The following is a 12993-nucleotide window of genomic DNA, read 5'->3' as shown; positions in this document are numbered from 1 at the left end:
TAGTGAACTATTTGCTCTATTAATGAAAATACACAAAATGGATAGCATAATTATAAAACAAAACAGTGCACCTATTAATTGAGGTGATTATATTATTATGAATGATAAATTAAGTATAATATACGAACCACAACCTTATATTAAAGATCCTAGGTTATTAACTAGTTTATGTATTTACTATGATAACGTAATGTTATTCCATCACACTGATATAACGAATGATTACAGTGAAAGGTTAGATACGCAAAGTGAAGAGTTAAATGAATTTCTATTAGGTCCTTTCGATATATTATCGAGTGAGGGATTTATTGATATATACACTCCAGAAAAGGTAACTAAATTATTTCCTGAGATAAATCAATTAGAATTGGCGATAGAACGGATTGATGAAAATGATGATGGCATTGTTCTTCGACTAAGTGATTCTAATCTTGATGATTTAACAAATTCTATTATCACATCATTAAACTCCAAAATTGTTGGAAAACCTACGACAGTTAAAGATTTAATAAGATCTATTTATCTTTATTCAGTTGCCAAGACATACAATATCCCAGTATTAACTGATAGAAAATATCCACTTAATAACACTTTGGCAATTGAGCAAAAGGTAAGGATGGTTTCCGATAGTCTTGCAATGATGACGATTAATAAATTTGCTTTACCTGAACTTTGTACTTTAAATGTTGAGGATATTTTATTTTCTCGAGAAAAATTAAAAGATGAATTAATCGAATTTCGAACAGGAATATTAGATTTAACATACTTTTTATGTAAGAATTTAGACGGAGATAATCTTAAGGACTTGCATTATGAATGCTCTTTATTAGTTGAAACTAAAATAAAAGCTTCAATAATGAGCCTAGAAAAAGCAATAACTAAAAATAAGAATAGTAGGATAAGAAACCTTATTTTTAACGCTGCAAAGCTAATATTAACAGGTGGAAATATTTTTTTAACGGGTGGAGGAATAAAGGATATTATATCGAATGGAGCGTCCTTATTAGATATATCCAAAGCTCTAATTGACACAAATATACCTGAACAACGTATCGCTTCATTTACTTATCGTATAAACCGAATATTGTCAAAATCAAATAGAACGACTGGACAATTTTTAAAACCAAAACGAACCCGTTTCTAATGTAATGCAATGATAGTCCTTCGGGACTGATCGCTCAGCAATAAACTTGTCTTTTTTACAAAGATAAGTCTGAATGCTCAACGTGGGATACAGTTTCAGGGATGATCACATTAATGATCTAATTATTCTCTGGACAAAAAAATGTAAAAGATTACACTAAAGGTTTATTAATCGTTGATTATAAAAATTCTAATGAAGATAAGGAAGCTTTTAAGGAAGTTGTTCGTAAGGCAATTAGAAAGAGACCAGCTATACCAGACCATTGTTTTGAATTTGGTGGAGCTAATAACATACATGATGTTGAGGGAACTGAAGCTAAGGAAATTAACAAAATGATAAGATAGGCGATAGTAACTCGATGATGGCTTTAACCTCGCCTAAGAGCAATTCACCCATACGGGCCTCTAAGCCGTTCAGTGACAAAGTGGATCTTCAAAGGGGTTAATTTATCCGATCACTACGTCGTGGCGGGTCCTTCGAATAAGAGGGGGTTCGTGAATGCCTATATGCTAGATGAAATTCCTGTAAGGAGGATAGTATATGTTGTGGTTAATATATAGAGATTATTTAAAGCAGAATGTAAGAGTTACTTCATATGCGAAATTTTTAAACTGGTACGTATGGGTTATTTTTTCTTTTATGATGCTAATAACAGGCGGTTTATTTATTTGTTATTTGTTTTATGAAAATTCATGGCTTGTTATATTATTGCTTGTTAGTGGATTTTCTGGAGAATCATACTTTGGTTATGAATTGAGAAAAAGTGCTGTTAAACATATAGGTACAACTGAAGAAAACTATGAACATGATATTAATGTTCTGAGAATAATTCTAAATCAAAGAAATGTAAATAGTATTTCTCAAATAGAACAATTATTAAACCAAATAGATGATGAGTTACCAAATTTAAAAGTAAGTGAAAATATATTAAAACCTTTTTATACAATAACTACTGTAATACTTGTTCCTATTTTGAGTTTATTTATCAAGTGGTTGCTGGATAAGGATCATAATGGTTTTTTAATAATTATACAAATAGTGGCATTGTGCTCGATGATTTTTAGTCTGTTTTATATGTTAAAACCTATTATTGAACAAATAGTAGACATATCCTTTAGAAGAATGAGTCAATTAAAGAGAATGTTAGAGGATATTAAAATCATCGACTTTCTTAAGTAACTGAAGAAATTTGTAACTTTATAATTACTTCCAAAGAGAACGTATGCTTGTTGCAATATACCCCCTTTTTGCGTTAGAAACACGATACGTTAAGCGAATACTATTGATTCTTATGAAGGTGATTAGATTATGTCAATCTCCGAGAAAACACGATAGATTCTCTGGGGGAGGTCTGGAAATAGATGTTCAATTTGTAAAATTGAATTAGTTATAGAAGCAACTACGCAAGATGCACCCTCAGTCATTGGGGAAGAATGTCACATAATTTCAGGTCAAGTAAATGGCCCAAGATATAATTCAAATTACGATAAAGAATTGATTGATTCTTATGAGAATCTAATTTTATTATGTAGTGTACATCATAAAATGATTGATGATCAGCAAGAAACTTAATGGTAAGGATATTATTTCGATTATTGATGGGGCTATGGGTTATCAGTTTGATCATGATGTGTTATTAAATGAGAATCACACTGAACTAATCTCGGGATTTTTTCAGTATATTCAGGATTTAGGGGGGTTACTTAACGAATTTGAAGCGGGTGAGAGAGTAAGACAAAGCTATGAGTTAACAAAACAAATTAATGAGTTAATGGACAATGATTATTTTGTTTTTGGAGCACGAGAAGTTCGGATACTAGAAGGTGGAAGAGGAGAACCTACTAATTTTCCAATTGCTATTATATACATTAGGCACAAAGATAATACAGAAATACTTAAGATAAGTTTAGATGAATCTGAGGAGTAAATAGGTCAACATAATGATCCAGTAAGGTATAAGCTGTCATTGGGGCTATTAGCGTTGGAATACTAGGATGTAATGAGAAAGCAATGCGATTTATTAAATTAAATAAGGAGAAGAAATGGAAAGAGTAAAATTTTACTCAATAAACGATTTGACTTATGGATATAATCTAAAAAAATCTCAGGAAATAATACAAGATTATGATACCGGTAAAAAAGTGGTAGAAGATATTAACGACATAGTTGAAATATACAATATTAAAAAGTATTTTGATAATAATGTTTATTTTGATGAATGGACTCCTGACATTATTGAGCGATTCGGGGTAGCAGTTAAAAAGTATTTTGGTATTGCAGCTAAAAATTTTAAAACATCAATTAACGATGATACCATCATTAGTATCTATAATGTCGTTGAGTTTTACTACAAAAATGATTTTTGGGAACTCTTAGAAAAATTAACGGTCTATTTAAATATTTCACACGAAAAATTTCGTGAACTATTAAATGTTACGAAAAGATCGTTATACGAAATAATGAGATGTAAGGATATAACAGATCACTTTGGTGAATTAATTAAAGAATATATGCTTAATAATCCCTCATCTGCCCAAATACTTCTGGATAAATATGAAATTAAACATCATCGAGAAAAGGATCCAATATATATTCCGAGAGAATTAAGTAATTCAGACAAAGAGACGATTATTTGTAATTATATTGACAGTGAAGACCCTAGTTTGAATTATCTACGACTAATTACCAATATTCAAAGTAGTAAGGATAAGCTCGAAATTTCGCCGAAAACTATATTGAAGTCAAAAAGAAAAGTAGAAGAGCTAGAAAAGCAATTTTTTAAAGATAACTCTGGTATGGAAATTGAAACCACAGTCATTTTTTCCAAATCACAGGATGAAGAGGTTCTTCTAAACTTTGAAGGTCAATCAATATCTGCTAGCTACAGTACTAAGTGGATTGAGAGGAATACAGATTATGCTACCTTACTAAATAATTTTATATTTCTATTTGAATTTGTAGATATACAAATGAGGTGTATCCTTACTAATAAATCGAGTGAGATGGGGGTGTTTGAAGAATTACTTACATCCTCCCAAAATGCTTATAATAAAGGTTTTGCATTTGAACAAAAGGATACGTTCTCATTACTACAAATGGCAGGTTATTATAGTCATCTCTTTAGTATTGGTATAAGGTTGGAGGAAGTTATTGAATGGTTTTTTGAAAATTACCTTGCAAATGAATTTGATGAACATTACTTCAAAGTAACTATGCCTTCAGCTAACTCAACTTTTCTTGAAAAGTGTACCAATATTATGCCAGCATTGGAGTCAGTATTGAAACAATTTACTTTATATGTTGAGGAGGGGCATATTGACTTCGAACTCCTAGAGATAAGATCTGAACATCTAATTTACAAGAACATTCCATCTCTTGTTGACAAAAAATATGTCTATGGTTCAGGCAATGAGTTTAACTCGGTAACATTTTTACTTTTTTCAGATCAAAGCGGTTTGGGGTATCATGAAAAATTTGAAGAAAAATATAACAATTTTTTTGAATTACTGACTAATGAAAAAATAAAGCTAAGTGAAATCGCCAATTATAATGTTTCGAAAGTTAACTGGCTAATAGATCTTAAGTATCTGTCAGTTGATAAAGACGAATACGTTGTTTTTAACAATAAACAGCTGATTTTTATACTTAAGGATTTATATTTGAATGATGTAATAAGCTATTGGAAATATTCGAAATTCAGTAGAACAATTATTGATGATTTAGAAAAAAGAAATGTGGTTGAAATTGAAAGTTCTCTTTTTTCGAGACCGGAACAAGATTACATAAACTACACACTTAACAAATCACAATTCAATAACGGACTAGACTTAAGAAATAAATACAGTCATACTCAGCCAAATAGTGGTGAGGATGAAAGAATTCATAATCAAAATTACTTGATATTTTTAAGATTGTTTATTATTGCAATTATAAAAATTAATGATGATTTTTGTACATTAAAAGTAATAGAAAATATGAGAGAGTGATTTTTTATTAGTAAGATGTTACAAAAGATAGGGATAAGAATGATATAAATCGTAGGTAGTCATAACAGTACAAGTCTCAAGGCAGTTGTTTTATTAATAACTGTTACATATCTAACGTCAAAGGAATTTGTAGTTCCCTTGTCAATGACTATATTATCGATGACAAGGGAGCTTTCCCCTTAAGAAAATCTCCAATAACGTGAATACTTTATACCAGATCTTGTCATATTGACCATCTATATTTAAATAAATTTGAGACACTGCTTTATATCTGCTTTTGTGTGAGAAGATTTTTTTTATTTTAGAGAAAAGAAACATTTTTCGTCATATTATTCCATTTCATAGTAGAATATGACTATAGTGCATACAGACTATTTTAATAAAATATTATTCGTATATTTAATTGGGGCTGTTTTATGAATTATTAAAATAGGCGAACTGTCAAAGAAGATGAAAAGGAGAAACATGGGTGTCAAATAATTTTTAGAATACGAGCTTGAGTTGTCTCAGACCAGCATCATCTAAAATTCTACTCTATCTTTATTGCATCAATTCAAGATTTCATCGAACTGAGTAAGGTATTGGAAAAAGGAATCCGTCTTTTTAATCAGATAACAAAATATGGAGAAATGATACTGGCCTAACCTCCACTTATTTTTATTAATATTAAGTTTGGTAAAATCCCCCCAAGTTCTCTAAAATAACTATTTGGTCATTACAACTTCAAAGTAATACTTAATAAGCAGGATTAAATCTTTTATAAAATGAATCGGTCAAACCATTAAATTTGAAAGATAGAGGGACTAATGATGCAAAACTTAAAAGGACACTTTTATTTGTTGTGTAAATGGCTTCTATTTGGATTCCTACTTGCAGAAATTATTTTAATTCTTAAAATAATTGTGGTGAATTTTTCAAATGCTTTGATTCAAAATGAAGAATGGCTGTGGTTTATTGGTGCTTTGTATCTTGTGATAATTAGAAACATTTTACATAGCAAGGAAGTATGGAAAAAGATTTATATTATTTTAAAAAGCAAGAGGTGGGATCTCTTATTAATTTTTTCTTTTGGAGCAGGCTCAATCATTCTAATTGATGGTTTAGGTATTGGTTATTTTAATAGATGGATTAGTGCAATGTCTTCAAAAAGCATCATTATTTTAATTCTTCTTCCAATTGTGTTTTTTATGGCTTTAATGATTAGAAAATTACAAGTCGTTACTACTAAAAATATAAACATAGATTCATTCTTTATAAGTGATAAAGAAGGTCAGCATAAAGATGATGACGCTTTTGGTTTTCAAGATATTTCCAAAAGATTCGCCGAGAGGGTGTATGATCAAGGCTCACCAGAAAGTCTTGTTTTTGGAATTGATGCACCATGGGGAACGGGGAAATCAACTTTTGTAAATCTATGCAAAGAATATTGGCATAATAATTATAATGATAAGATGCTTGTTTACACCTTCGATCCACTTAAATATGAGAACTCTGATAAAATACTTGAAAAATTTGTTGAAGGACTATTGAAGTTAATTAAAAATCATTTTTTTGCGCCAGAATTAGAATCTCTTTTTGAAAAATATGTGAAATTAATGAATGATTCGAAGTTAACTTTTTCAATTTTCGGTATGAGATTCGGAATGCCTTTCGATAACACATCTATTGACAAGACTTTTGAAAAGCTTGAATTAGTTTTACGCAATATGGATAAAAAAATTGTTGTGGTAGTAGATGATTTAGATCGCTTAAACTTCTCAAGCATAAAAGAGGTTCTCTTTACTATTAAAAAATCTTTTTCTTTACCCAATATATCCTATGTATTATGTTATGATACCGAGAATATTACGGCATTCGAACAGCAAAAACTTGATACTGAAAAGATAATTGAGTTTCTTGAAAAATTTATAAATATTAAAATAAGTTTGTACTTGGATCAGACGTTACTACTCAATTATTTCACAGAGAACAAAGATAAATCAGTGTATAGAAATTTATTAAGTGATCCTGTGCTTGTTTCAAAAGCAGTAGAAGGACTTAAGGATATTTTTAGTTCAAATGAATTTTACATGTATATCCCCTTTATTGGAGATGCTAGAAAATTAAAAAGATTAGTTAATACAATCATTTTACTTGAAGTTGAAAAATTAGATTTATCAATTTCTGATTTTGATAAGCATGATCTTATTCACTTATTGCTAATTTACATTAATTATCCAAATATTTTTAGAAAAATATATAATACTGAGGCTCAGGGAAAACGTGGCTTTTTCTCAGTTTTGAATAATTACGATGATGATTATCCAAAAAACAACAAAAATGATTCTCATAATGAAGATGTTTATAAAAACTCGAAAAAATACAATGCTTTTTTAGAGACTTTGACTCAAACTCAACAATTTCTTTTAAATAAAGTTTTTAATGCGGAGCAACGCTTGAAGAAACAACAAAATCTTTCACAAGAACAACTTACTTCATATGCTTGTTTTAACGGGTCAAAATGGAGTCCCAGTGGCAGAAACTTAGAACAATATTTGAATCTGATAATTAAAATATCGCCACCGGTTTTAACAGAACAGTACAAATATTATGCAGATAAAAAAAATGAGATATTAAATATAAAAAATATAAGCTATATTTTTAATCTTGAAGACTTTTCATTCTCATCTGGTGAAGAAAACCATAAACAACTCTGGCGAGTTATAATAAATTCTTCTCATGGTGAATTCTCGCCAAATAAAGCAATGGAAGTTATTCACTATGCTTTAGATAGCTTACCACGGTATTCAATTCTTGAAATCGGAGAAATTAATGTTGGTTTACGCCACGATTTACCCTTGTACATTGCAAAATTATTAGATAAAGTTGGATGGATTGATGAATCGGGTAACCGTTTTAATAATACAGATGAGAATGTAATTCAGATTGCTTACTGGATTTTTGGTGAAAATAAACATGAACACAACGGCATTTTAGACAACTTAGCTAAAGATGAACGGGGCATACTTGGTTTATACGATATGTTGTTATTCCGTCTTTATTGTTGCGCAGATAGGGGCGGAGACATGTATAATTTATCCAGGGCTTTATCTAAACATGATGGACGCGAGAATCCCACTTCAGGGAATGTGAAAGATATTGTTCTTGGTGAAATGCGTGAAATATCTCAATATGTATTTAGGTTGTTTAATGAAAAGTATATTTCCAGAGGTATTAACATCTTCGAAGAAATTTTAGGACTAACAGCAGAAAACGTTAGCGGTGAATCATTAGATTATATCAAGTCACAATTTTCAAGTGAGGCATTAAGTATTAAGTTATTCTCACTAAAATCAACTATGCTCTCTTTTATGATATATCAATTAGGTAGCACAACATACAGAAGTGGTATCCCTTGCGGTTATTACGATTTTGAGGGTGAGAAAGATGGAAATGGTATTAATAGGGCAATGAATGAATACCTTTTTGACATCTGCTTTAATCCTGCAATAAATGAAATAAATTATAATTATTTCTTATATTATCTTTGCATTAATTATCAAACTACTTATGAATTTGTCACAAAGTATGTACCCCACATTAACGAGTTTACGAAAGTTCTTAATATGGAAAGAATTGGGGCTTATTGGGAAGAACATGGGGAAAACATCAAGGGAGTACAATTTATATTAAAAGATAAACTAATGCAAAGTTATAGTAAGATCAATTATGAAACATATTTGGAAGAGGCATACAAACTACTTGATAAATTAGTTAGTAGTAACAACAGTCAGGAAAACGAAACACGGCCGTGAGAGCTCTAATAAACTGATAGAACCTATGTCTTTAAGGACATGGGTCTTTCTTTATAATAGGGGTGTTTGGATAAGACACGAGACTTCTTTTTCTTGAATGTGGATAGTAAATAAAGACAAAGGAACGCGAGTGAATTCGCATTTTTTAGTCGTAACTAGGTGTGACTGGATACATTTCCAACCGATACAGATCAATGAACATGTTGCCGCTTTTTAGAATACCCAACCCATTAATTTGTTCGAACTCCTTGTGAAAACACCAAAATCTACATAGACATTAATCATAATGTTATCGCCTAGGACGTGTTTCAAACTATTAATGCGCCCTAAAATTTGGTAAATTTTTTATATGAGAATCCGATACGAACTACGCGACGACTAATGGGTAAAGCCCACTTATCCATCTGGGTGGAAGGCACAAGGTGGACGTCAGGCGAAGAAAACCGCCAGATGCTGAATGCGACGCTTTGGGCGGTGCGCTCGGAAGCACCATGGAGGGATATCTCCGATTATTTTGTGGTGGCAGTCCGTGTATAAGCGGTTCCGCCGCTGGGAACAAGCGGGTCTGTTCGACCGGATGCTCGAAGTACTGGCCGCTGAACCGGATGCCGAAAGCGTCATGATCGATGCCTCCATCACCCGGGTTCACCAGCACGGGGCTGATGCAAAAGGAGGCAGCAATTGCAAGCGTCGGAAGATCACGGGGAGGCTTAACCGACAAGGTCCACACGGTCGTAGACGCAATCGGTAACCCATTGGAATAGCACCGGCAACATAAACGACTACGTAACGGTCTTTGAGATCCTATAAAAGATGGATGTGGAGGACAAGAACGTTATGGCAAACTGCAGGTTACACAAACAAGATCCTCGCACTGCTGGAAGAGAAGCAGGCGCAAGTGGTCTTCCTAGTTGCAAGCATCGCACCGTCCAACGTCCGACCGGTGGGGTGGTGTTCAAAGAGCGTCACTTGGGCGAGTGCTTGTTCAGCAAGCTGAAGCATAACCGCCGACTGGCGACCTGGTACGATAAATTGCCTTGTACTTTTTTTTCTTTCTTAGAGCTCGCCTCGGCTATGGTTTGGTTGGTTAAGTTTTGAAATCACACCCTAGAAATATGCTAACTACTATTATATTGTTGTCGAAAAAGTTTGATATCAATAGAAGACTCTCGGAATAGTGCAATTTGAATTATCTAGCGCTGCTACTGAATCACCCTAATTTGCTTATCAGCTGTGACTGCTTTACTTAACAATAAAAAAATCATAAGAATATACATTCCATGACAAATATCTGTCTCAATGGGTTATTAAACTAGAGTAGTCTAGTGTTTTTTGAAGTGGAAAGTATTGCTGAGCCTAAGATTCTAGATTAGATACATACATATCAGTCTTAGAAAGGAGGTTGCCGAATGAGCTTTCTATTAAGTTCCGTAAAAGAAGCGACATATCTTTCTGCTCCTAAAGCAGAAAGATACCGTCCCATCTGCTACGTTTTCTATCAGAAGTACCGTCAGGAATACAACTCTTATATGTTCCTGGATGATGTGTATCAAGAATTGGTAATGTCAGACCAGTTTGGCCCTCACTTTAAGGATTATTCCGAGAAAGAATTGGAAGAAGACCTCAAGGCGCTCGTGAAATGGAACAACCTGATTGTCCATCAAGACGAATCCCATGCACAGCGCATCGAGGATTTTTATAAACGCAAGAATTATTATGAGGTCACGCAATATACCATTTCACTTGAACGTACGCTGGAGGAGATGCAACATAATCTGCAGGCGATTCGCGGTGGATCTTTCGAGCGCGTTTTGGCGGACCATATTTTAGAGGACCTGACCAAACTTCGCAGGTGGAGGCCTTCGAACAATGGAACGTTGGGCGATATCCGCAACATCTGGCGGGACCTCATGTCCCGATTTGAAGCCCTACGCAACGGCACCGCCGACTTCTTGTCCCACGTAAACAGCGAACCATATGAACGTTTGATCCGTACGGAGTCTTTTTTGCCGTACAAAGAAAAATTTGTACGTCTATTAAGCGACTTCGTGGTCGGCATTATGGAGAAGAAAGATTTGATCGAAGAGCGCCTCGGATTCATCGATGAAAGTGAGATTGAGCACATTATTTCCGCGATTGTTTCTTACGAAGCGGAGCAGCAAATCGATGATAAGTTTGAGGTGGTGCTTGCCTCTGAGCGAAGAAGGGCAGAATGGCTCGGTTTTAAAGGGTGGTTTGTGGAAATCAACGACCGTAAAGCGAGTTCCCGCTTTCTCATCGAGCAAACCCGCGGCACCATCCAAAAAATTGTACGGATTGCAGATCAGATCAGCGATAAATTCAACTACTTTAAAAGCCGCAAGAATGACTATTTAGAACTGGCCCGCATTTTTGCGAACACTTCAGACTTGCGGGATTGCCATGCTATTGCTGGTGCGATGTTTGGAGTTTCCACCACAAAACACTTCTTAGTCCCTCGTAAATTCGAGGATGATAACACTAAGCATGTGTGGGAATGTGATCCATTCGAACTGCCGCTCAACAAAAAGACGCCTGGGAACCGCAACGGACGCACCAAACTACCTGTATACGAAGATCCCTTAGCACAGATGTCTCTGGTTCAGGAGCATCTGGAGAAAACGCGAATGGTGCAGGAGCAGTTCAACAGCCTGATAAAGGACGGCAATATTACGCTGGATGAAATCGGTGTCGTGTATCCCGAAGTGCGGGATTTGTTGCTTGAGTTATTGGGACAAGCCATGATTACAAAAAACTTAAAAAGTCGAACGGAAGACGGGCGCCGATTTTCTCTTAGGCTTCGTTCTAATAAGCGTATCCGCCTGCGTTCCACTGACGGTACGCTGACGATGGATGATTACGAATTCGTGTTTACGGAGGATTAGCATGGATAAGGATCGGTTGGTGCTGCAGGAGTGCATTGAAGCTCTGTTTCACTACTACTGGATTCATCGGGACACACAGGCGGATTTGTATTTTCAGATTCTCGCCAGAAAAGCAGATATTGCCGACATCGTGCGGGAATACTTTGGCTATCGTCTACTCTTGCGTAATGAGTTTATCAAACTAGAGAAAATTCCCGTCACGCCAAAGGCATTTATGGGCGTTGGCGACTTTACAACGTCACTCCACTATATATTTTTCTGTTGTTTCCTTGCTTTCTTGGAAGACCACGGGGAAGACCGGCAGTTTACGCTGCAAAACGCTTGTGATGCCATCCGTATGTATTATCCTGAAGAAGCAGTTACTTTCGCTTGGGAAGAGCGTTCGCATCGTAGGGCCTTTGCAGATGTTCTGCAGCATTGCGTGAAATTAAGGCTCGTCTATGTCGTAGACCGTGACATTGACGGGTTTCGAGACAATGAAAAGCATGATGTTTTGTTTCAGACCACTCCATATTTCCGTCATTTCGCACCGCTGTACTTCTTCGATCTAAGCAAAATCCAAAATCGTAGCCAGTTGGAAGAGCATATTGCGAAAGAGATTGCCAATGGTACGACTCCGAGACAACGGCTTCTGCGCAGATTCTTTTTGGAATCGGCCGTCTATGATGACGAACTATCAGAAGCGGAAGTCAAGCTTCTGGAAGATAGGGAAGAGCTAGAGAGCCTGAACGAAATGATTTCAGAACGGTTTGAATATTGGCACCTCGAACGGTACCATCGCACGACGATGCTCACCCATGCAGAAAACCGTTATGGAGACTATTATCCAAAAGATGAGCAGATTTCAAATGCAGCCGTGCAATATGCAACCCTCATTTGGGATAAGGTAAACAGCCAAGAAGTAGCTCTTGATCATAACGGCCGTGTTCTATGTTCGGAATATGAGGCGATCAAATGGTTTCAAGAGATCAAAAATCTGCATAGTCATGGGTGGACCAAATCGTTTACAGAACGGCCCGTCACCGCAATTTGGAGAGAAGTTATGGAGTATATGTCTGACTTTCATATGGCGGATACGCTTACGGGCGAGCAGGTTGTATTTTATTCCGCTGCGGGGCGCGTTACTGGGGAATACGTATCTCAATCTATTTAAACGGGGGGGATAG

8 protein-coding genes are annotated in these 12993 nt (G+C 34.9%); all 8 read left to right on the top strand.

The window, feature by feature from the left end; translation table 11 throughout:
* Nucleotides 1-97 precede the first annotated feature (97 nt).
* The 8 genes from EHV15_RS26555 to EHV15_RS26515 all read left to right on the top strand — a co-directional run bounded on the left by EHV15_RS26555 (nt 98) and on the right by EHV15_RS26515 (nt 12980).
* A complete protein-coding gene (locus EHV15_RS26555) occupies nt 98-1144 on the top strand; it encodes a hypothetical protein (RefSeq protein ID WP_128633875.1) in 1047 nt (348 codons plus the stop codon).
* Nucleotides 1145-1684: 540 nt separating this feature from the next.
* Nucleotides 1685-2323: a hypothetical protein gene (locus EHV15_RS26550; protein ID WP_128633874.1), complete on the top strand. Its 639-nt coding sequence runs from the start codon at nt 1685-1687 to the stop codon at nt 2321-2323.
* Between the two features lie 156 nt (nt 2324-2479).
* On the top strand, nt 2480-2716 hold the full coding sequence (locus tag EHV15_RS38460; RefSeq protein WP_128635553.1) for an HNH endonuclease signature motif containing protein: 237 nt from the start codon (nt 2480-2482) through the stop codon (nt 2714-2716).
* A complete protein-coding gene (locus tag EHV15_RS26540) occupies nt 2697-3071 on the top strand; it encodes a hypothetical protein (RefSeq protein WP_128633873.1) in 375 nt (124 codons plus the stop codon). Before EHV15_RS38460 ends, EHV15_RS26540 begins: the two co-directional genes overlap by 20 nt.
* A 115-nt stretch (nt 3072-3186) precedes the next feature.
* The gene (locus EHV15_RS26535; RefSeq protein ID WP_246061790.1) at nt 3187-5130 is read left to right on the top strand and encodes a hypothetical protein; all 1944 of its coding nucleotides are present in this window, start codon (nt 3187-3189) and stop codon (nt 5128-5130) included.
* 806 nt (nt 5131-5936) lie between these two features.
* Nucleotides 5937-8924 (top strand): KAP family P-loop NTPase fold protein, encoded by a 2988-nt coding sequence (locus EHV15_RS26530; RefSeq protein ID WP_128633872.1) that lies wholly within the window; start codon nt 5937-5939, stop codon nt 8922-8924.
* Nucleotides 8925-10333: 1409 nt separating this feature from the next.
* Entirely contained in the window at nt 10334-11827 is a 1494-nt protein-coding gene (locus tag EHV15_RS26520) for a TIGR02677 family protein (protein ID WP_128633870.1), read from the top strand.
* A 1-nt stretch (nt 11828) separates the two neighbouring features.
* Complete coding sequence (locus EHV15_RS26515; protein WP_128633869.1) at nt 11829-12980, top strand: TIGR02678 family protein; 1152 nt, start codon at nt 11829-11831, stop codon at nt 12978-12980.
* Nucleotides 12981-12993: the final 13 nt, after the last annotated feature.

This window comes from Paenibacillus oralis (assembly GCF_003863965.1).
GTDB classification, from domain to species: Bacteria; Bacillota; Bacilli; order Paenibacillales; family Paenibacillaceae; genus Fontibacillus; species Fontibacillus oralis.
Note: the sequence above shows the minus strand (reverse complement) of the source record. Positions and strands in the feature narration are given on the sequence as shown.

Excerpts from the sequence above, each read along its gene's own strand:
- EHV15_RS26555 (WP_128633875.1), top strand. The coding sequence starts at position 98 with ATGAATGATAAATTAAGTATAATATACGAACCACAACCTTATATTAAA.
- EHV15_RS26515 (WP_128633869.1), top strand. The coding sequence starts at position 11,829 with ATGGATAAGGATCGGTTGGTGCTGCAGGAGTGCATTGAAGCTCTGTTT.
- EHV15_RS26530 (WP_128633872.1), top strand. The coding sequence starts at position 5,937 with ATGATGCAAAACTTAAAAGGACACTTTTATTTGTTGTGTAAATGGCTT.
- EHV15_RS26520 (WP_128633870.1), top strand. The coding sequence starts at position 10,334 with ATGAGCTTTCTATTAAGTTCCGTAAAAGAAGCGACATATCTTTCTGCT.
- EHV15_RS26540 (WP_128633873.1), top strand. The coding sequence starts at position 2,697 with ATGATCAGCAAGAAACTTAATGGTAAGGATATTATTTCGATTATTGAT.
- EHV15_RS26535 (WP_246061790.1), top strand. The coding sequence starts at position 3,187 with ATGGAAAGAGTAAAATTTTACTCAATAAACGATTTGACTTATGGATAT.
- EHV15_RS26550 (WP_128633874.1), top strand. The coding sequence starts at position 1,685 with ATGTTGTGGTTAATATATAGAGATTATTTAAAGCAGAATGTAAGAGTT.